Source organism: Gracilibacillus oryzae, from assembly GCF_009498735.1.
GTDB lineage: Bacteria > Bacillota > Bacilli > Bacillales > Amphibacillaceae > Gracilibacillus > Gracilibacillus oryzae.
In genome coordinates this window covers 183,373-204,328 of the sequence record NZ_ML762429.1, presented here as the reverse complement: position 1 = coordinate 204,328, position 20,956 = coordinate 183,373, and the positions used below count along the sequence as shown (strand labels likewise).

Annotated in this window: 18 protein-coding genes, 1 tRNA gene and 1 other annotated feature; of the genes, 4 read left to right on the top strand and 15 right to left on the bottom strand. The window is 37.1% G+C overall.

Going from position 1 to position 20,956, the window contains the following annotated elements:
- Positions 1-106 precede the first annotated feature (106 nt).
- The 15 genes from proC to dnaA all read right to left on the bottom strand — a co-directional run bounded on the left by proC (position 107) and on the right by dnaA (position 18,299).
- A complete protein-coding gene (gene proC, locus F9U64_RS10200; protein ID WP_153403042.1) occupies positions 107-928 on the bottom strand; it encodes a pyrroline-5-carboxylate reductase in 822 nt (273 codons plus the stop codon).
- Positions 929-1,041: 113 nt separating this feature from the next.
- Positions 1,042-1,134: transfer RNA gene (locus tag F9U64_RS10195), tRNA-Ser, on the bottom strand.
- 84 nt (positions 1,135-1,218) lie between these two features.
- Positions 1,219-2,493 (bottom strand): serine--tRNA ligase, encoded by a 1,275-nt coding sequence (serS, locus tag F9U64_RS10190; protein WP_153403040.1) that lies wholly within the window; start codon positions 2,491-2,493, stop codon positions 1,219-1,221.
- A 68-nt stretch (positions 2,494-2,561) separates the two neighbouring features.
- Positions 2,562-2,775, bottom strand: a binding site (T-box leader).
- Positions 2,776-2,780: 5 nt separating this feature from the next.
- On the bottom strand, positions 2,781-3,374 hold the full coding sequence (gene pdxT / locus F9U64_RS10185) for a pyridoxal 5'-phosphate synthase glutaminase subunit PdxT (RefSeq protein ID WP_153403038.1): 594 nt from the start codon (positions 3,372-3,374) through the stop codon (positions 2,781-2,783).
- Positions 3,375-3,394: 20 nt separating this feature from the next.
- A complete protein-coding gene (pdxS, locus tag F9U64_RS10180) occupies positions 3,395-4,279 on the bottom strand; it encodes a pyridoxal 5'-phosphate synthase lyase subunit PdxS (protein ID WP_153403036.1) in 885 nt (294 codons plus the stop codon).
- Between the two features lie 129 nt (positions 4,280-4,408).
- On the bottom strand, positions 4,409-5,749 hold the full coding sequence (locus F9U64_RS10175; protein WP_153403034.1) for a serine hydrolase: 1,341 nt from the start codon (positions 5,747-5,749) through the stop codon (positions 4,409-4,411).
- Positions 5,750-5,906: 157 nt separating this feature from the next.
- Positions 5,907-7,379 carry an IMP dehydrogenase gene (gene guaB / locus F9U64_RS10170; RefSeq protein WP_153403032.1) on the bottom strand — a complete coding sequence of 491 codons (1,473 nt, stop codon included), beginning with the start codon at positions 7,377-7,379 and terminating at the stop codon, positions 5,907-5,909.
- Between the two features lie 547 nt (positions 7,380-7,926).
- Entirely contained in the window at positions 7,927-9,006 is a 1,080-nt protein-coding gene (locus tag F9U64_RS10165; RefSeq protein WP_153403030.1) for an HD-GYP domain-containing protein, read from the bottom strand.
- A 14-nt stretch (positions 9,007-9,020) separates the two neighbouring features.
- A complete protein-coding gene (gyrA, locus tag F9U64_RS10160) occupies positions 9,021-11,513 on the bottom strand; it encodes a DNA gyrase subunit A (RefSeq protein WP_153403028.1) in 2,493 nt (830 codons plus the stop codon).
- 61 nt (positions 11,514-11,574) lie between these two features.
- Positions 11,575-13,503: a DNA topoisomerase (ATP-hydrolyzing) subunit B gene (gyrB, locus tag F9U64_RS10155; protein ID WP_153403026.1), complete on the bottom strand. Its 1,929-nt coding sequence runs from the start codon at positions 13,501-13,503 to the stop codon at positions 11,575-11,577.
- Positions 13,504-13,558: 55 nt separating this feature from the next.
- Positions 13,559-13,852: an extracellular matrix regulator RemB gene (gene remB / locus F9U64_RS10150; protein WP_153403024.1), complete on the bottom strand. Its 294-nt coding sequence runs from the start codon at positions 13,850-13,852 to the stop codon at positions 13,559-13,561.
- A 13-nt stretch (positions 13,853-13,865) separates the two neighbouring features.
- The gene (gene recF, locus F9U64_RS10145; RefSeq protein ID WP_153403022.1) at positions 13,866-14,978 is read right to left on the bottom strand and encodes a DNA replication/repair protein RecF; all 1,113 of its coding nucleotides are present in this window, start codon (positions 14,976-14,978) and stop codon (positions 13,866-13,868) included.
- A 36-nt stretch (positions 14,979-15,014) separates the two neighbouring features.
- Positions 15,015-15,236, bottom strand: coding sequence for a S4 domain-containing protein YaaA (yaaA, locus tag F9U64_RS10140; RefSeq protein ID WP_153403020.1), 222 nt, complete (start codon positions 15,234-15,236; stop codon positions 15,015-15,017).
- A gap of 383 nt (positions 15,237-15,619) precedes the next feature.
- Complete coding sequence (gene dnaN / locus F9U64_RS10135) at positions 15,620-16,762, bottom strand: DNA polymerase III subunit beta (RefSeq protein WP_153403018.1); 1,143 nt, start codon at positions 16,760-16,762, stop codon at positions 15,620-15,622.
- Positions 16,763-16,946: 184 nt separating this feature from the next.
- The gene (gene dnaA, locus F9U64_RS10130) at positions 16,947-18,299 is read right to left on the bottom strand and encodes a chromosomal replication initiator protein DnaA (RefSeq protein WP_153403016.1); all 1,353 of its coding nucleotides are present in this window, start codon (positions 18,297-18,299) and stop codon (positions 16,947-16,949) included.
- Positions 18,300-18,845: 546 nt separating this feature from the next.
- On the opposite strand from dnaA, the gene rpmH reads away from it, so the two are divergent.
- From rpmH to jag, 4 genes are all read left to right on the top strand, one after another.
- Positions 18,846-18,980: a 50S ribosomal protein L34 gene (rpmH, locus tag F9U64_RS10125; RefSeq protein ID WP_018933824.1), complete on the top strand. Its 135-nt coding sequence runs from the start codon at positions 18,846-18,848 to the stop codon at positions 18,978-18,980.
- 226 nt (positions 18,981-19,206) lie between these two features.
- Positions 19,207-19,548: a ribonuclease P protein component gene (gene rnpA / locus F9U64_RS10120; RefSeq protein ID WP_153403014.1), complete on the top strand. Its 342-nt coding sequence runs from the start codon at positions 19,207-19,209 to the stop codon at positions 19,546-19,548.
- A 93-nt stretch (positions 19,549-19,641) separates the two neighbouring features.
- Complete coding sequence (gene spoIIIJ / locus F9U64_RS10115; RefSeq protein WP_153403012.1) at positions 19,642-20,442, top strand: YidC family membrane integrase SpoIIIJ; 801 nt, start codon at positions 19,642-19,644, stop codon at positions 20,440-20,442.
- A partial coding sequence (jag, locus tag F9U64_RS10110) for an RNA-binding cell elongation regulator Jag/EloR (RefSeq protein WP_323125836.1) occupies positions 20,439-20,956 on the top strand: 518 nt, incomplete at its 3' end. The genes spoIIIJ and jag, both read left to right, overlap by 4 nt.

Sequence of the window (20,956 nt, the reverse complement as noted above, 5' to 3'; positions counted from 1 at the left end):
AACCTGCGACGCATTGTTTAGGAAACAAACGCTCTATCCCCTGAGCTATAGGGCCATAATTTGATTATATATGCGGGGAAAGATACACTTGTTCTTCCCCCTTCTTTTACTTCTCGAAATTTTTCCTTAATTCTGCTGACTTGTCTGTTGTCTGATTTAAGCAGTCTACAACAGCATGTTGAAAATTATGTGAGGCAAGTGTCTTAAGTCCAGCTTCTGTTGTCCCGCCAGGGCTCGTAATTTTCTGCCGCAATACTCCTGGTGAGTCGGGACTGGTCTCCAGCATTCCCGCAACTCCTTTTAATGTCTGGATCATCAGCGGTTTTGCAATATCGATATCCAATCCCTTATCTGCAACAAACCGTTCCATTGCTTCTATCATATAATAATAGAAAGCAGGACTGCTTCCGGCCAATGCAGTAAATGCATCCATATCCTCTTCTTCTATTAAGGTAGTTGTCCCAATCGATTGCATAATCGTTTCGACTAATGCCAAATGATCTGCTGTCGTGAATTTCCCGCCAGTGACCGTTGTGGCTGATAAACCAATCGCAGCAGAAGTATTAGGCATGACACGAATAACAGGAGTATTTGTATCTAATTGACTTTCAATAAAATTTGTTGATATTCCTGCTAATAAAGAAACAATGATCTGATCTTCTCTTATCCATCCCTTTATTTCGTCTGTGGCCTTTTTAATATCTTTCGGCTTCATTGCCAAAATAATGACATTGCTGTCTGTGATTGCTTCCTGTTTGTTTTGGTTTGTCTGAATGTGGTATTTGGATGAAAGCTCTGCTAATCTTTCTTTGTTTGAGTTGTTTGTTGCAATAATCTGCTGTGCCGGGATAACACTGTTGGCCGTCATGCCGGCAATGATTGCTTCGGCCATTGATCCTGCTCCGAGAAAGGCAATTGTTTGATTCATTCTCCATTCATCCTTTTAGTTTTATGTACTATCTTCTATTATAAAATAAAAAAATCGTTATGCAATGATAACGATTTTGTTCTATGTAATCTTTAATATTGTTTATAAATAAATGGAGGAGGAAGAGGGATTCGAACCCCCGCGGGCTTTGACACCCCTGTCGGTTTTCAAGACCGATCCCTTCAGCCAGACTTGGGTATTCCTCCGTACCTGACGACAAGTAATAATATATCACATATAAAACTTGCCGTCAACATTTTTTATGATTTTTTTTATGAATTATTGTTGAATTAAGATATTACCGTTTTTCCACCCATATATGGAACCAATACTTCTGGTACTTTTACTGAACCATCTTCTTGCTGATAATTTTCTAAAATCGCAGCAACTGTACGTCCGATTGCTAAACCAGATCCGTTTAATGTATGAACAAACTCTGTCTTCCCTTTTTCTTCACGGCGGAATCTGATCCCAGCTCGGCGTGCCTGGAAGTCTTCAAAATTAGAACAAGAAGAAATTTCACGGTACGTATCATAGCTTGGCATCCAAACTTCAATATCGTATTTTTTCGCTGCTGTAAAACCTAAGTCACCTGTACACATGCTCATAACTCTGTAAGGCAGTTTTAATAATTGTAATACCTTTTCTGCATGCCCTGTCAGCTCTTCTAACACTTGATAAGAATTTTCCGGTTTAACGAACTGAACAAGCTCTACTTTGTTAAATTGATGCTGTCTGATCAATCCTCTTGTATCACGTCCGGCAGAGCCTGCTTCAGAGCGGAAGCTTGCGCTAAAAGCTGTAAATTTCTGTGGCAAGTCTTCTGCCTTCAGAATATCCTCACGATAATAGTTTGTTACCGGTACCTCTGCTGTTGGTACAAGGAAATAATCCCATCCATCTAATTTAAATGCATCCTCTTCAAACTTAGGCAGTTGACCTGTTCCTGTCATGCTTGTACGGTTAACCATGTACGGTGGCAGCATTTCCTCATAACCATGTTCATCTGCATGTAAATCCATCATAAAGTTCATTAATGCACGTTCCAGTCTTGCGCCTAATCCTTTGTAAAACACAAAGCGGCTTCCTGTTACTTTTGCAGCTTTTTCAAAATCCAAAATACCTAATTCTGTCGCAATATCCCAATGTGCCTGAGACTCGAAAGCAAACTCAGGTACTTCTCCCCATTTGCGTGCTTCTACATTGTCGTCTTCTGTTTCACCGATGGGAGTGGATTCATGAGGAATATTAGGAATAGAAAGCATAAGAACTTCCAACTCTTCTTCTACTTGTTTTAATTCCTGGTCAATTGTCTTAATTCGCTCACCAACTGTTTTCATTTCTGCGATCATATCATCCGCATTTTTCTTTTCCTTTTTCAGTTCAGAAATTTGCTTGGATACATCATTTCGTTTCGCTTTTAACTGCTCTGTTTCTGTAATTAATTGTCTTCTTTTTTCATCTAAGTCACCGAACTTATCTAAATCGGCTAAATCTTCTCCTCTGTGTTTCAGCTTTTGTTTAACTTCAGCAAAGTTATTACGTAGCATTTTCATATCTAACATATGAAAAACCTCCTTAATATTTATCATTAGATTGTTTCAAATATAAAAAACTCCCATCCCTAATAAACGATAGGGACGAGAGTTTACCCGCGATACCACCCTGATTGGAGATATTTATTATCTCCCAGCTTGATTACAAATAACGGCTTGCCACCGGATAAGCTTACTGTGGTTCAGCTTATCACTCAAGGATGGATTCTCTCTCTACACTTGTCAGTTCACACCAGCCACTGACTCTCTGAAAAGCATAATAGAGATACTATTTCCTTTCCACATTTTCCTGATTATTAAACTGTTGCTGCAGGTCGCTGTGATTCTTCTACCATTTCAATAAAGTGTCCGGTTAACCGATGATCATCGGTTAATTCCGGATGAAAAGCACTGCATAGATAATGCCCTTGTTTAGCTGCAACAATATTACCCTTATATGTTGCAATTACTTCTACTTCAGGTCCTACTCCTACTATATATGGTGCACGGATAAAAACTGCTTCAAAGTCATCCGCTACCCCTTTGACTACTAATTCTGCTTCAAAGGATTCACGTTGACGCCCGAATGCATTTCGTTCCACTTTCATATCCATCAACTTAAGATGAGCATTCTCCTGACCAACAATTTCATTTGCCAGAAGAATTAATCCAGCACATGTACCAAAGATAGGTTTCCCCTGATTGCCGAAATTCACTAATGGTTCCAGAAACTCATATTTATCAATTAACCTTCTCATTGTGGTACTTTCCCCGCCTGGAAGGATCAGTCCATCAATCTCATCTAATTGTTCTTTATGTTTAATCACAATTCCTTCTGCTCCAACTGCTTCAACAGAACGAATATGTTCACGAATAGCCCCTTGCAGGCCTAATACGCCTATTCTCACCATTCTATTTACTCCTCACTATTTTACCAGCCGCGATCTTGCATACGTTGTTCAGGAGCAATTGTACTGATTTCCAATCCTTTCATTGCTGTACCAATTCCTTTTGATACTTTAGCAATTAACTCATAATCTTCATAGTGTGTTGTAGCTTCTACAATTGCTCTTGCGAAGTTCGCAGGGTTGTCAGATTTGAAAATACCAGAACCAACAAATACACCGTCAGCACCTAATTGCATCATTAATGCTGCATCTGCTGGTGTTGCAATACCGCCGGCAGCAAAGTTCACTACAGGAAGGCGGCCATTTTCTTTAATATCTAATAGCACTTCATATGGTGCTCCTAAGTCTTTTGCATATGTCATTACTTCATCAACAGACATGTTCACTAATTTGCGTACTTGTGCATTTACTTCTCGCATATGGCGAACAGCTTCCACGATATTTCCTGTTCCTGGTTCACCTTTTGTACGAAGCATTGCTGTACCTTCACCAATACGACGTGCTGCTTCCCCTAAATTACGGCAGCCACATACAAATGGCACAGTATAATCTCTTTTATTTAAGTGAAATACTTCATCTGCTGGTGTTAATACTTCACTCTCATCAATATAATCAACGCCCATTGCCTCGAGTACTCGTGCTTCCACAATATGACCAATACGTGCTTTTGCCATTACTGGAATAGACACAGCATTCATCACTTCTTCGACAATTGTCGGGTCTGCCATACGTGCCACACCACCTGCTGCACGAATATCAGACGGCACACGTTCTAATGCCATAACTGCGACTGCACCGGCTTCTTCTGCAATTTTGGCTTGTTCTGCATTAACAACGTCCATAATAACGCCGCCTTTTTGCATTTCCGCCATACCTCTTTTTACTCTATCTGTACCTACTTTAGACATTCTCTAGTTCCTCCTAAATGTATAATCACTGATTGTATGAAATTCGCATCATCATTATTGCTACTACTATTATATACCAACAAAAACACAAATGCCAAGTGCTGATATTGGAATTAACGAAAGCTCTGGTTAGTTAAAGAAACCTGTAACAAAACTTGCAATGGAACCAAATACATTTCCGAAAAAGTCTCCAATTGCCCCCATCATTAACATAAACCAGTTCGATTTTTCTACAGTTGTGGAAGCCACAAGGTCAACCTTTTGTTTTGAGCCAATACCACTTAGGTATGCTATCTCTTCTTCACCACTATATGATAATACGGCTTCCCCAATTTTATCACCTTTCTCAATCGGTGCAGTCAACTCTCCGTTTTCATTTAACAAGCTCTCATCAATTTCATATTCAACATTGTACATTTCTTCTTCGACGTTTTGAATCATTGATGTTATCGCTTCAGCTATCTCTACATCAACTTCCTCTTCTTTCCCTTTTGTAACAGGGATAGTTGACTGTCCTTCCAGTTGATATCCTGCAGGAAATAACTCTGCCTGGCTAAATTGTGAAAAACCGAATTCCATTAATTTTTTTGTTTCAAGAAAGCGTTCGCCCTTACTGCTTGTCTTCATTACAACTGTAATAACTCTGCGGTCTCCTTGCATAGCTGTCCCTGTAAAACAATAACCTGCTTCATCAGTATAACCTGTTTTTAAACCGTCAACACCTTCATACCCGTATTGGGTGAAATTATTATCTTCCCATGGCAGCATCCAATTTAAGTTTTCAAGTGGCCGGCCATCTAATTCTGATCTCATTTTACTTGAGAATTCCAGCACTTCTGGGTAGTCATTAATTAAATGATAAGCAAGTAATGCAGCAGAACGTGCCGATAATAGATTATCTGCATCTGGTTCTGTCCCTTCAGGATAGTTTTCTCCTAAATCTGCATTTGATAATCCTGTTGTGTTAACAAATTTATATTCAGGGAGTCCCATTTCCTCTGCCTTTTGATTCATCATTTTAACAAATTCCGCTTCCGAACCTGCAACAAGTTCTGCCAGTGCGATTGTTGTAGCATTATCTGATATAATCGACATTCCTTCATACAGTTGACGAACCGTATAATTCTGATCCTGTATCAAGCCAATTCCTGAAAAAGTGGGATCTGCCGAAATACTATAAGGATAATCACTAATTTGTGTGGTAGTTTCCCAGCTGATCTCACCATTATTAATTGCTTCTAATACTAAATATTCTGTCATCATTTTTGTCATACTTGCAGGAGGTAATAATTGGTCTGCATTTTTCTCATACAATATTTTACCAGTATCAGCATCTACTAAGATAGCAGATTCTGCACTTACCTCTAAAGATGTTGCTGCTTGTATTTCAAATGGCTTTATTGCAAATGCAGCAATGAAAACAATTGCAATAATAAAAAGTATACTAATTCTCTTAGACAAATTTCTCACACTATTTACCTCCAACAATTCTTTTTGCACGAAAATATTTTACCACAACTAATCGAAATAGAAAATGACACTATGTAACCATTCTTGCAAAAAGCATACAGGAAAAGCCTGCTCCCAACTAAGTGAAACAGGCTTTCCTACTTTCTCATTCAGTTAATTAAGAGATAGAATAGTTTGGTGACTCTTTTGTAATTTGAACATCATGTGGATGGCTCTCGCGTAAACCCGCACCTGTCATGCGGATAAATCTGGCATCATTTCGCAATGCATCAATATTCTTCGTACCGCAATAGCCCATACCAGAACGTAATCCACCTAAGAGCTGATGAACAGTATCGGAAAGTGGTCCTTTGTAAGCAACGCGGCCTTCAATGCCTTCAGGTACCAGTTTCTTCACTTCATCAGATTCTTGGAAATATCGATCCTTTGATCCTGATTTCATTGAAGTAATACTTCCCATTCCGCGGTATACTTTATAGCGGCGGCCTTGGAAGATTTCTGTTTCGCCAGGACTTTCGGTTACACCTGCAAATAGACTTCCGAGCATAACGGCATGTGCTCCTGCTGCAATTGCCTTTGCAATATCACCAGAGTATTTGATTCCGCCATCGGCAATTACCGGAATATTATACTTAGCAGCTTCTGTTGCACAATCATTTACCGCTGTAATTTGTGGTACACCGACACCCGCAACTACTCGAGTTGTACAAATAGAACCAGGCCCGATACCAACTTTAATAATATTCGCTCCTGCTTCAATCAGTGCTCTTGTTGCTTCTGCTGTTGCTACATTTCCTGCGATAATATCAAGCTCAGGGTAAGCCGCGCGGACTTTTTTTACTTGTTCAATAACCCCTTGTGAATGACCATGAGCGGTATCAATAACAATAACATCAACACCTGCTTCTACAAGCTTTTCAATCCGCACCATTGAATCACCTGTCACCCCAACGGCTGCTCCTGCTAACAGGCGTCCTTGCTGATCTTTAGCAGAATGCGGAAATTCAATTACTTTTTCGATATCTTTTATTGTAATTAGCCCTTTTAGTACATTGTTTTTATCGACTAATGGCAGCTTTTCAATTTTATGTTTCTGCAATATTTTGCTAGCTTCTTCTAAAGTTGTGCCAACAGGTGCTGTCACTAGATTCTCACTTGTCATAACATCGGCAATTTTAATCGAGTAATCTTCAATAAAACGCAAATCGCGGTTTGTTAAGATACCAACAAGCACTTGCTCTTCCTCATTATTGACAATTGGCACACCTGATATACGGAATTTCCCCATTAAGTGTTCTGCATCATATACCTGATGATCGGGAAGTAAGAAAAATGGATTAGTAATTACTCCACTCTCTGAACGTTTCACACGATCAACATTTTCCGCTTGTGCTTCAATCGACATGTTCTTATGGATAATCCCGATTCCACCTTGCCTTGCAATAGAAATAGCCATTTTCGCTTCTGTTACAGTATCCATACCAGCACTAAGGAATGGAATGTTTAATGTGATCTTGTCTGATAGTTTTGTTTTTACGGATACATCGCGCGGCAATACATTGGATTCAGCTGGAACCAATAGTACATCATCAAACGTTAAACCTTCTTTAGCAAATTTGTCTTCTCTCACGGATAGTCCTCCTTATATAAATTAAATAATATGATAGTGGAAAACTTACTTTTATATTGAGGGATGCTGCGTCTTTTTTGTTCCAAATTTATGTCAGACATTATGCATCATTGAGGCTTTTTCTTGCTAACTATTGTTAATTACAATACGACATGTTCATAGGATTTTCAACCTTTTTTTCAATAAAAAAAATAGACAAAATCAATGGTTATAATGAAATCAACGATGTAAGAGTTTACATGGCTGGAAACAAATTTTATTTCTATGTTTTCGATCTCTTTTGGTTTCTATTCGTACTGTAAATAAATGCAAGAGAAACTGACTATTTTAACAGGTTCAATAACACCGTTCCGTAAATTAACTTCGCTTTCTGGAGTCTCTGTTACTCGAACAAAAACTGCTTTTAATCTAATGCAGCTATTACAGGATATAGTTTGTGTTTCTTTAATTTATTCATATTAGTTCATTTTTAAGAAAATCATGTTGATTATATTTTTTCACAAAAAAGAGGAGGAGCGATCATCTGACTGCTTCTCCTCTTTGTCTATTATTTTGAAATGATTTTTTCGATAAAAAGTGCCGGTTTTTCTTTAAGAGAGATAACTTCATCGTTATCAACCAGGCGGATAATTGGTCTGATTGGTGTTTCAGGTTTCGCAAAAACAATGACAGCTTCTTTACCATTGGATAATAAAACACGTGTACCAATAGAATAGTTTAATAATGTTTGAGCAAATGTCTGCAGAAGTACATAATCAAACTTGGTATAGGCGGAAATAAGCATTTCCTCCATCACTTTAAATGGCGACTGTTTCTTGCGGTAGCAACGCTCGCAAGTCATCGCATGATACGTATCACTAATCGCAATAATTTTAGCAAATGGATGGATTTTATCTTCCTTTACACCTAAAGGATATCCGCTGCCATCTAAACGCTCATGATGCTGCAGGATACTTAATTTCACTTCTTTTGATAATGCTGCAATATTCTCTACCAGACGGTAAGAAACTGTCGCATGTTTTTTAACCTCATCATACTCTGCTAAGGTCAAATTTCCTTCTTTACGCAGAATAGAGTTATCCAACCTTGCCATACCACAGTCTGCAAGTATACCAGCAAGTCCAACTTGAATCCATTCTTTTTGATAGCCTATCTTTTTAGCTAAATGAGCAGAGATTAAGGCAACAGATATACCATGGTGATAGAAATAATCTTCTTTCGTAGAATATTTGTCTAACAAATAGAGATCCAGCTGCATTCCTTCCAAACAATTAAATAATGGAATCATCAGCTTCCTGAGCTGATTGATATTTATTGGTGCACCGGATTGCCACTGCCGGAACATTGATTTATAGCGTTGCACGGCATCATTATAGAGTGTGATAAAATCCTGTTCAATTGGACTGGTTTCTTCCATGCTTTCCTGCTTTATATTCTTTGGCTGGAATGTTAAGCCTGAAGTCAGTTTTTCCGATACTTCTATTACTTTTACACCAAAATGCTGTAATACTTCAATATGCTTTTCCTCAATAACAGTATGGTTCAGGATAATAGGATGCTTTGCTTTTCCTTCCACTTCCTTCAGTAATATACATCCCGGGACTAACTGATTTGGATGTACTTGCAAATCGGATCACACCCTTACTCTATATTTTGGTCTGTTTCTTCTGCCTCAGTATCTTCTGCTTCCAATTCCTCTTCTACTTCCGGATCGATTTTTGCAACAGTTGCAACTTTTTCTTCATCCTGCAGACGTATTAGCCTTACCCCTTGTGTATTTCTGCCTGTTGTGGAAATTCCGTCAACCTGCATTCGGATAAGTACACCGGAAATCGTCATGATCATTATATCTTCTTCACCTGTTACAGTCTTCACTGCAATGACACGGCCGGTTTTATCGGTTATATTGCATGTAAAGATACCTTTTCCGCCACGATTTGTCTTACGGTATTCTTCTTCAGGTGTTCGCTTTCCAAAACCATTTTCCGTTACGTTCAGCACATATTCTCCTTCGTTAAGAATCTCCATGGAAACAACTTCATCATCGTCCCGCAATGAGATTCCTTTGACCCCGGCTGCCGTTCTTCCCATTGTTCGAATTTGTTCTTCTTCAAATCGAATGACATAGCCGTTTTTCGTACCAATTAAAATATCCTTTTTCCCATCTGTTAAACGAACAGAAATCAATTCATCATCATCTCTTAAATTTAATGCAATTAAACCGCCTTTTCGAATATTGGCAAATTGCGATAAAGATGTTCGTTTCGATACTCCGAATTTTGTTGTAAAGAACAAGTGCCAGTCTTCATTAAACTCACTTACGGTAATAACAGCATTGATCCATTCACCTTGTTCTACTTCCAATAGGTTAATAATTGGTATCCCTTTTGCTGTACGGTTGAATTCCGGAATCTCATAACCTTTTGAACGATATACTTTTCCTTTATTAGAAAAGAAAAGCACGGTATCATGTGTGGAACAGGATACTAGATGTTCAACAAAGTCATCCTCATTTGTCCCCATTCCCTGAATGCCTCGTCCACCTCTTCGCTGCGCACGATAAGTAGATGCTGGCAATCTTTTAATATAGCCGCGATGAGTCAGAGAAATAACAATATTTTCCTCAGGTATTAGATCTTCATCTTCAATCATTTCTAACCCGCCACTGACAATCTCAGTACGGCGTTCATCATTGAAGCGTTCTTTAATTTCTAATAATTCCTCACGAATAATTTCGAGAATTTTCTCCTCATCTGCTAAGATTGCCTTTAATTCTTCAATCAGTGCCTGGATCTGCTTGTATTCTTCTTCGATCTTTTCGCGTTCCAAACCTGTTAAACGCTGCAGACGCATATCTAAAATTGCCTGTGCCTGTTTTTCAGATAAGCTGAATTCATTCATTAATCCCTCACGGGCAATTTCGGTTGTTTGCGATTGGCGAATTAAGGTAATAATCGCATCAATATGATCAAGAGCAATTCTTAATCCTTCTAAGATATGTGCTCTTGCTTCTGCTTTATTTAAATCATATTGTGTTCTTCTTGTAATGATTTCTTTTTGGTGTTCTAAATAATACTCCAGACATTGTTTTAAGTTCAGCACTTTTGGCTGCCCGTCAACAAGTGCCAGCATATTAATTCCAAAAGAGGTTTGAAGAGATGTTTGTTTATATAAGTTGTTTAGCACAACATTTGGATTGGCATCTCGCCTTAATTCAATCACAACACGCATTCCATTACGGTCCGATTCATCTCTTAAATCAGTAATACCTTCAATTCTTTTCTCTCTTGCCAGTTCTGCTATTTTCTCAACTAGTTTCGCTTTATTCACTTGATAAGGTAGTTCTGTTACGATAATCCGTGCTTTTCCGTTTGCTTGTTCTTCAATCTCGGTCTTAGCACGAACTGTAATTCCGCCTTTACCTGTCTCATATGCCCTTCTTATCCCGCTTCGTCCCAGAATCTGACCAGCCGTTGGAAAATCTGGTCCATGAATATATTCTTCCATCAATTCAGAAATCGTTATTTCTGGATTCTTGCTGATTGCAAGGATAGCATCAATGGTTTCACCTAACTGATGTGGCGGTATATTTGTCGCCATACCTACAGCAATACCTGAAGCACCATTTACTAAAAGGTTAGGGAATTTTGCAGGGAGAACTTTTGGTTCCCGCTCAGAACCATCATAGTTATCCGTATAGTCAATCGTATTTTTATTAATATCCCGGAGCATTTCCATCGATATTTTTGACATTCTTGCTTCTGTATAACGCATCGCTGCAGGCGGGTCTCCATCTACTGAACCAAAGTTCCCATGGCCATCTACAAGCATATAGCGATAACTGAAATCTTGTGCCATTCTAACCATTGCTTCATATACCGCAGAGTCACCGTGCGGGTGATATTTACCGATAACATCCCCAACAATACGTGCAGATTTTTTATATGGTTTGTCTGCATGCATTCCCTGGTCATTTAATGCATATAATATTCTCCTGTGTACCGGCTTCATTCCATCCCTTACATCTGGAAGTGCACGAGAGACAATAACACTCATCGCATAATCTAAAAACGATGTTCGCATTTCTTGCCCGATATTAATCTCCTGAATTTGTGGACGATTATTATCCACCATACAACATTACCTCCTATTCATTGCAGACATTCTGCAATGATGCTTCCTCATGACAGATTGCTTATATATCTAAGTTCTTAACATATATTGCATTATCTTGAATAAAATTACGTCTTGGCTCTACCTTGTCACCCATTAGCATATCAAATATCTGGTCAGCTTCCATTGCATCTTCCAGTTGAACTTGCAGCAATGTTCGCGTATCTGGATCCATTGTTGTATCCCAAAGCTGCTCGGCATTCATCTCACCAAGACCTTTATAACGCTGCAAGCCTGGTTTTGGCTGATTTGGCAGTTCCCCTAATAATTTGTCAAGCTCTTTGTCGCTATACGTGTAGTACACAGCTTTTCCTTGTTTTACTTGGTAAAGAGGCGGCTGGGCAATATAAACATAGCCATGCTCGATCAGTGGTTTCATAAACCTGAACAGAAATGTTAATAACAATGTCCGGATATGGGCACCATCAACGTCCGCATCTGTCATAATCACGATCTTATGGTAACGTGCTTTCGTTATATCAAATTCTTCGCCAATACCTGTACCTAGAGCTGTGATAATTGTACGGATTTCATTGTTTGAAAGAATTTTATCAAGTCTTGCCTTCTCCACATTTAGAACTTTCCCTCGAAGTGGCAGAATTGCCTGGAAGTGTCTGTCCCTTCCTTGTTTCGCAGAACCCCCGGCTGAGTCCCCCTCTACAATGTACAATTCACTGATAGAGGCATCTCTTGAAGAACAATCAGCTAATTTCCCAGGTAAGCTGGAAACTTCCAAAGCCCCTTTACGCCTTGTCAGCTCTCTTGCCTTTTTAGCCGCAAGTCTTGCTCTTGAAGCCATCAAACCTTTATCAACAATAATTCTTGCTGTATTTGGATTTTCAAACAGGAATTTAGAAAATAATTCACTGAATGCTGAATCAGTAATGGTTCTTGCTTCACTATTTCCCAGTTTTGTCTTTGTTTGTCCCTCAAACTGCGGATCAGGGTGTTTTACAGAGATAATCGCTGTCAGGCCTTCTCTAACATCTTCACCTGATAAATTAGGGTCATTTTCTTTAAACAAATTATTCTTTCTTGCATAGTCATTAATAACACGAGTTAAACCTGTCTTAAATCCAGATTCATGTGTCCCGCCTTCATATGTGTGAATATTATTGGCAAAGGAATAAATATTGCTTACATAGCCATCATTGTATTGTAAAGAAACCTCTACCTGAATATTAGATTCCTCTTTTTCCGCATAGAAAGGTTCATGAAGCACTTCTTTCGTGCGATTCAAATGCTCTACATAGGACTTAATACCACCCTCATAATAGAACGTCTCTGGTTCTTTTTCAGGTTCTCTTTTATCTTGAATCGAAATACTTAATCCTTTATTTAAAAAAGCTAGCTCACGTAATCTTGTTGCTAACGTTTCATAATTATATAAAGTAGTCTCCGTAAAAATTTCTTCATCCGGTTTAAACCTTGTTCGCGTTCCCGTTATATCTGTCTCCCCAATAACTTGCAGCTCATTGGTCAGTTTCCCGCGTGAAAAACTGATATAATGCAGCTTGCCATCTCTGTGAACATATACTTCTAATTCACTTGAAAGAGCATTAACAACAGATGCCCCTACACCGTGCAAACCGCCGGAAACTTTATAACCGCCGCCGCCGAACTTCCCTCCGGCGTGTAATACTGTCATAATCGTTTCTACTGCAGGTCTTCCTGTTTTTTCATGCATACTTACAGGGATACCACGTCCATTGTCGACAACGGTAATGCTGTTATCTTCTTCGATAAAGACTTCGATATGATCACAATAGCCAGCTAATGCCTCATCAATACTGTTATCCACAATTTCCCAAACTAAGTGATGCAACCCTTTTTCATTGGTTGATCCAATATACATACCTGGTCTCTTTCTAACAGCTTCAAGACCTTCTAATACTTGTATCTGATCAGCATCATATGCTGTTTCTCCGATCTTTTCTTCTTCCAGTGCCATTTCATTTCACCCACATTCTCATAATTTAATAATGGAAAAAAGCAAGATTATAACATTAATCCATCTCTTCTTCACTATTATCAGAGTAATCTTCCAGTTTACTTATAGTAGATATCATACTTGCTCTCTTTTTAAGTGTCAGAACAGATAATGGACTATAGTAAACTTTATCTGGTGTTACAACAATAGATTTCGTAACAGAATCATCTGCCGTAACAACCATATTTTTATTGTTTAATTCTTGCAGCATTTCATCATTTATTGTCGAAGAATTAACTAAACTGTAGTCAATTATTGCTACGACATTCTCTGATTGAATAACATGGTCATCTCCAATATGAATAAACATCTTATCCCTACTTTTATCTTGTTATTTTTCCACTTTGCACTTGAAATATTTCTGCCTTTTGTAATGTCTCATGATTTATCCCGTCAACACTTGTGGTGGAAACGAAAGTTTGTACTTTTCCTTCAATTGTGTCCAATAGATGAGACTGTCTAAAGTCATCCAGTTCACTTAAGACATCATCAAGCAGCAAAATTGGATAATCACCAATTTCCTGATAAATTAATTCTATTTCTGCAAGTTTTAAAGATAAGGCTGTTGTTCTTTGTTGGCCTTGTGAACCATATGTTTGAACGTTCTTCCCGTTTACAATAAATAGTAAATCATCTCGATGAGGCCCAACTAAAGTTGTTCCTCTCTCTACTTCTTTCTCTTCTGCTTTCTCAAAGCTGTCTGTATAAATCTGTTTGATCATTTCTTTAGGATCATCTTCCGAAATTGGTATGGTGGTATCATATTCAATCACTAATTCTTCTAAACCCCGGCTGATCCCTTTATGTATGTCGGCAGCCCATTTCTTTAGTTTTCTTAAGAAGATAAATCGTTTTTCCACAATAATGGTTGCATGTTCGATCATTTGCTCTGTCAGTACATGTAACATTGTCCGGTCTTTTTGCTGCTTTTTCTGGAGTTGCTTTAATAGATGGTTTCTTTGTTTTAAAATTTTTACAAACTGACCTAAGTGGTAAAGATACATTGGTTGAATCTGGCCAATTTCCATATCAATAAAACGTCTCCGTATTTGAGGACTTCCCTTAACCAAGTTTAAGTCTTCTGGTGCGAACATAACAATATTTAATGCACCAATATAATCACTGAGACGTCTTTGTTCGAGATGATTTAATTTTGCCTTTTTCCCTTTATTGGAGATTGAAATCTCTAACGGGAATTCCTGTTTACGTTTATACACACTACCTTCTATTTTAGCATAACTTTTGTTCCATTGGATTAATTCTTTATCTTTTGTTGTACGATGCGACTTAGAAAATCCTAATACATAGATTGCTTCCATCAGGTTAGTCTTTCCTTGCGCATTTTCCCCTATAAAAACATTTACCTTATCATCGAATGTTGTGGACAATTCTTCATAGTTTCGATAATTTGCTAATTTCAGTGTTCTTATATACATTCATAGTTTCCCTCTCTATTTAGAAAAACTTGATTATCATTGACTTGCTTCAACAATAAAAGTACCTGCTTCCTCTACAACTACTTTATCACCTGGATACAGCTTTCTTCCTCTGCGGTTTTCCAATTCTCCATTAACAAAGACACCATTCTCCTGCAGGAAAACTTTTACCATGCCGCCTGATTCGAGAATGTTTGCTAATTTCAGAAATTGCCCTAATTGAATATACTCTGTATTGATCTCTATTCTTTCTTCCATTTTTTATATCACCATCTCTTATATTAATAATCAAAGTGAATCCGGTCCCTGGCTACTATTAATTATTATAGCCCTTCTATCTATATTACTAAACATTCCACAGGAAGAAAAGCAAACACAAAAGAGCAAATATGAAAAAACGGATAAATCCTGCCATGGCAAATGAGTTTTTTTGCAATAAAAGGTAAAGAGGCTAAGTCAAAACTATATTATACGTATCAAAACCCGAACATTTACTAATATGTTCGGGTTTTGTTCATAAAAAAAGCTGCTTCCTATTGCACTTCGCCAAAATATTTCGCTTAGTATGTGCGTTCATTTTTGTAGAATATAGTATCGTCCGTATTATAGATGAAGCCTTTTAGTTTTCCCAGGCTTCGTTCTTAAAATGTTCGAACTGGTAAGATTAACTGCAATATTTGATCATGATCAATAGGTTTTATAATAAATGGCCGCATCGCACCAGTAAATTCAATCTTTACTTGGTCTGTTTCCATTATTTTAAGTGCATCAATCATATATTTCGAACTGAATGAAATTTTCAGCTCTTCTCCTTCAATATTTTCTACGGTTAATTCTTCCTCAACCTTCCCAATCTCAGGTGAATTACTTGATATTTCAATCATATGTGATCCTTTTGTTTGAAGTCTTATTACATTATTATGATTTTCTTTCGCTAATAATGATGCACGATCTACCGCTTGAAGCAATTGTTTTGTGTTTGCATGCAATGTTGTTTTGCTTTCTTCCGGAATTAGTCTTGCCGTTTCTGGATATTTTCCATCAAGTAATCTTGATAGGAAATAAAGATGATTAGTTTGGAAGGCAATTTGGTTATCTGTCACACTAATATAAAGCTTTTCTTCCGTATCATCTAAAATTTTGCTTAATTCATTCAGACTTTTACCAGGGATAACAACCTGACTATCAGGAAAGCTATCTAATGACGTGTCTAATGGAATGTTGCTTGCCGCAAGTCTATGTGAATCTGTTGCTACAAATTTTAATTGACCTTCTTCCACTTTTAAATTCACACCAGTCAGAATGGGTCTTGTTTCAGATGTCGAAACAGCAAATACTGTTTGTTTGATCATATTTTTCAATAAATTGATTGGTAGTTCAAAACTTGTATCTGATTGAATCTGTGCTATTTGCGGGTATTCTTCCGGATCCTGTCCATTTAAGTGAAATTCTGCATGTCCAGATTTAATGGTTACTTGTAATTGTTCGTCTGAATCAATCATTACCGTTTCCTGTGGTGCTTTACGAATGATTTCAGGAAAATATTTCGCATGAACAATGATTTCTCCTGCTTCTATTTCATCAATAAATTGAATACCTTCCTCTTCAACTGGAATAAACGATTCGATTGTGATATCAGAATTACTGCCGGTTAACTTTATTCCATTATCTTTCACTTGAATTTTTAAACCAGACAAAATAGGAATAGCTGTTTTGGAAGAAATAGCTTTTGTTACATGTTGAATACTCTCCATTAATTTATCGCGATTGATTGTTACTTTCATCTTAATCCTCCTTGAGGAAGTCATATTATATATTAATTATTAATAATAAAAATCGTAGTAATAGTAATAGGGGCTGTGATTATGTGGATAACTTATTATTCTCTTTTTCAGACGAGTTATCCAGATGTGGATAAGCTGTTAGTGTTTAAAACCTACTTATCCACAAATCTCACAGCATATTTTCTTATAAAGATTTTAATTGCTCCTTGATTTCCTCTATTTCTTTTCCTAATAATTGATCCGTTCCCAGTAACTTTGAAATCTTCTCATGTGCATGAATCACTGTCGTATGATCCCTGCCGCCGAATTCCTCCCCGATTTTAGGTAAGGAGAAATCAGTTAATTCACGGGAGAGATACATAGCAATCTGCCTTGGAAAAGCAATAGATTTCGTTCTTTTCTTCGCTGTAAACTCTTCAAGTTTTACATTATATCTCTTTCCAACAGCTTCTTGTATATGATGAATAGTAATGATTTTAGGTCTGGATGATGGAATGATATCTTTGAGAGCTTCTGCAGCAAGAGATGCATCAATGTCCTGATTAGTTAAAGAAGAGAATGCCACTACGCGAATAAGTGCACCTTCTAGTTCCCTGATATTCGTATCAATCTGGTTAGCAATATAAAGCATCACTTCATTTGGTATATCTAAACCTTCTGCTTTTGCTTTTTTCCGCAAAATGGCGATCCTTGTTTCCAAGTCTGGCGGAGTAATATCTGTAATAAGACCCCATTCAAAACGTGATCTTAATCTGTCCTCTAATGTTGGAATTTCCTTTGGCGGCCTGTCACTTGAGATAATAATCTGTTTATTCTCTTCATGTAATGTATTAAAAGTATGGAAAAATTCCTCTTGTGTTTGTTCTTTTCCTGCAAGGAACTGAATATCATCTATTAATAAGACATCAACATTTCGGTATTTATTGCGGAAATTAACAGCTTTATTGTCTCGAATCGAATTAATAAATTCATTCGTAAATTTTTCTGAAGATAGATAGACAACTTTTGCAGAAGGATTATGGTCAAGCACATAATGGCCAATAGCATGCATTAAGTGTGTTTTTCCTAATCCAACACCCCCGTAAATAAACAGCGGGTTATAGGCTTTTGCAGGTGCTTCTGCCACAGCAAGTGATGCAGCATGAGCAAACCTGTTTCCAGAACCAATTACAAATGTTTCAAAAGTATATTTATCATTTAACATCGATTTCGGTGACGCATAATTCATTTGATTCGGCACAACTGCCTTCTTTTGTGTTTGCATTTGTTCTGTTTCCAGGCCAGCTGAAGATTCTGGAATAATAAATTTAACAGCTAATTTTGCACCAGTAATTTCATATAATGCTTCTGAAATGATATTGGTATATTTGGACTCCAGCCAATCCCTAGTAAACTCATTTGGTGCAGAAATGATAACAGAATCCCCCTGAATTTGTTCTATTAACGTGTTCTTTAACCACGTATCATAACTAGGTTTGCTCACTTTATCTTTTATATTTTCTAATGTTTTTTGCCAAAGATCCTCGATGTTTTCCAACTTTAAAAACCCTCCTCTCATGAACCTGCTTTACTAAATAGGAAAATAATAAGCTGTGGATTATTTTCCACCGACAAAAAAGAGGAAAACTAAAGAAATCAGTTTTCCACATGTTTGTGAATAAATAATTAAACAGAGTGTGAATTGTTGTCCACACTTTATCCACACTCTGTGGATAATAGGACATGGTTAATTTGTTATTAACAATATAAAACATATATATATTATCAAAAAAGGCCACTCAATGCAATGTTTTATATTCACTTATCCACAAGTTAACGAAACTGTGGGGCGATCTTATCCATAACCGTAAAAGATGTGCACAATTTGTCGATAAAAATGGGAATAAGAAAAGTTTTTGTTGAAAAATATCCACAGACTATCTGTTATATAACAACCGAGAAGGAAAACTGTTGTATATCAGGCTGTTTAAAAGTAACAAAAAAAATATAACTGGGCATTGACTACACAACTAATAGAAAGTATAATGAGTAAGACTGTCTAATCGATTATGATTTTAAAATTCCTCAGGGAGGTGCATATATAATGAAACGTACATTTCAACCAAATAATCGTAAACGTAAAAAAGTTCATGGATTCCGTGCGCGTATGAGCACAAAAAATGGACGTAAAGTACTTGCTCGCCGTCGTAAGAAGGGTAGAAAAGTATTATCTGCATAGACCACTGATATTGTCAGTGGTCTTTTTCTACGTTAGGAAAGTATGAAATTTTTATCAAAGAAGTAACTTGACGCAGGGAAAATTTTAAAGTGCTAAGTATAAGAAAAACTAGTACATTTGCTAAAGATCCAGCAAATGAGATTTTTTCTAATGCTATAATAGAGCGGGAAATAGGCACAATAATGGATGAAGAAGTTTTGCATAAATAATGGAGGCGCTGGTAGTAATGAAGAAAGCATTTCGAATAAAGAAGAATAGAGAGTTTCAACAAGTTTTCAAAAATGGCGCTTCCTTTGCAAATCGTCAATTAGTCATTTATTATTTAGAGAAAAAAGATCAGGATCATTATCGTGTTGGTTTGTCAGTAAGCAAGAAAATCGGCAATGCAGTTGTCCGTAATCAAATGAAACGATATTTGAGACAAGCTTTTATTGAATTAAGCGAGGAAATTAAAGCGAGGTATGATATAATTATCATTGCCAGGCAACCGGTAAGGGATTGCGATTTTCATCAAGTGAAAAAAAGTGTTCAGCATTTATTATTCAAAACCGGATTGTTAAAAAAGTAAATTTTTATTTAGGTACATATATTTGCTAGAATATATATTTGTTATAATGAAAAAATGATTGAAAAAGAATGTGTTGGGTTAAGGAGGATAAAGATGCGTAAGAAGCTCCTGTTGTTAACAGGCTTAGTAGCAATTATAGTATTGCTTTCAGGTTGTAATGAGATAGAACAGGATATTACATCAGAAAGCACAGGAATTTGGAACAGTTATTTTGTTTATCCATTATCATGGCTGCTTGTGAAAGTGGCGGAATTTTTTAATGCTGATTATGGATACGGTTTATCGATTGTTATTGTTACGCTTTTAATTCGTTTAATCTTATTGCCATTAAACATTAAACAATTAAAAAGCTCAAAAGCGATGCAAGAGATTCAGCCAGAATTACAGAAATTAAGAGAAAAATACAGTTCAAAAGATCAGCAGACACAAATGAAATTACAGCAGGAGACAATGGAATTATTCCAGAAAAGCGGTGCGAACCCGTTAGCCGGATGTTTGCCGATTATTGTGCAGATGCCAATCCTGTTAGCTTTCTATCATGCCATTATGCGAACAGGTGAGTTAGATGGACACTACTTCTTATGGTTCTATCTAGACCAGCCAGATCCATATTATATTTTGCCGGTATTAACAGCTGCATTTACATTCCTGCAGCAAAAATTAATGATGTCTGGAACGAACATGCAGCAAAATAGCATGATGCCACAGATGACGTTAATGTTATATATTATGCCGATAATGATTGGGGTATTTGCTATATTCTTCCCTGCCGCATTAGCATTATATTGGGCAGTGGGTAACATTTTCATGATTTTCCAAACATTATTAGTGAAAAATCCGATGATGAAGAAAATGGATAATGAGAAAGATGCTACAGGAGGATCGAAGAAGTGAGACAAGTAACTGCTACTGGACAAACAGTTGATGCAGCGGTCCAATCCGCCCTAGAGCAGTTAAACATCACAGAGGACCAAGCAAAAATTGAAATCATTGATGAAGGTAAAAAAGGGATTTTAGGTTTATTTGGTTCAAAAAAAGCAATTGTAAAAGTTACAGAAAATGAAAAACCAGTCGAAAAGCTGGATGAATATATTCGTAAAATCGTTCAGGAATTTGATGAAGGCCTAATTGTAGAGACAACTGTTCATAACAATCAAATAACGTGTGAATTAAGTGGTGAAAAAATTGCCGTTATCATTGGAAAAAGAGGTCAGACTCTTAATGCCATTCAATATTTAGCGCAATTGGCAATCCATCAATTTGCTGATAAATATTATACCGTTATTGTTGATGCAGAAGGTTATCGTTCCAGAAGAAAAGATACGTTAATTCAGTTATCCAATCGCCTGGCAGAAAGGGCAATCCAAACACGCCGCAGTGTGAAGATTGAGCCAATGCCATCATATGA

What these genes read in the sequence shown, in the direction of transcription:
- proC (WP_153403042.1), bottom strand. Translation starts at nt 928, where the DNA reads ATGAATCAAACAATTGCCTTTCTCGGAGCAGGATCAATGGCCGAAGCA.
- serS (WP_153403040.1), bottom strand. Translation starts at nt 2,493, where the DNA reads ATGTTAGATATGAAAATGCTACGTAATAACTTTGCTGAAGTTAAACAA.
- pdxT (WP_153403038.1), bottom strand. Translation starts at nt 3,374, where the DNA reads ATGGTGAGAATAGGCGTATTAGGCCTGCAAGGGGCTATTCGTGAACAT.
- pdxS (WP_153403036.1), bottom strand. Translation starts at nt 4,279, where the DNA reads ATGTCTAAAGTAGGTACAGATAGAGTAAAAAGAGGTATGGCGGAAATG.
- gyrA (WP_153403028.1), bottom strand. Translation starts at nt 11,513, where the DNA reads ATGGTGGATAATAATCGTCCACAAATTCAGGAGATTAATATCGGGCAA.
- gyrB (WP_153403026.1), bottom strand. Translation starts at nt 13,503, where the DNA reads ATGGCACTGGAAGAAGAAAAGATCGGAGAAACAGCATATGATGCTGAT.
- remB (WP_153403024.1), bottom strand. Translation starts at nt 13,852, where the DNA reads ATGTTTATTCATATTGGAGATGACCATGTTATTCAATCAGAGAATGTC.
- recF (WP_153403022.1), bottom strand. Translation starts at nt 14,978, where the DNA reads ATGTATATAAGAACACTGAAATTAGCAAATTATCGAAACTATGAAGAA.
- yaaA (WP_153403020.1), bottom strand. Translation starts at nt 15,236, where the DNA reads ATGGAAGAAAGAATAGAGATCAATACAGAGTATATTCAATTAGGGCAA.
- dnaN (WP_153403018.1), bottom strand. Translation starts at nt 16,762, where the DNA reads ATGAAAGTAACAATCAATCGCGATAAATTAATGGAGAGTATTCAACAT.
- rpmH (WP_018933824.1), top strand. Translation starts at nt 18,846, where the DNA reads ATGAAACGTACATTTCAACCAAATAATCGTAAACGTAAAAAAGTTCAT.
- rnpA (WP_153403014.1), top strand. Translation starts at nt 19,207, where the DNA reads ATGAAGAAAGCATTTCGAATAAAGAAGAATAGAGAGTTTCAACAAGTT.
- spoIIIJ (WP_153403012.1), top strand. Translation starts at nt 19,642, where the DNA reads ATGCGTAAGAAGCTCCTGTTGTTAACAGGCTTAGTAGCAATTATAGTA.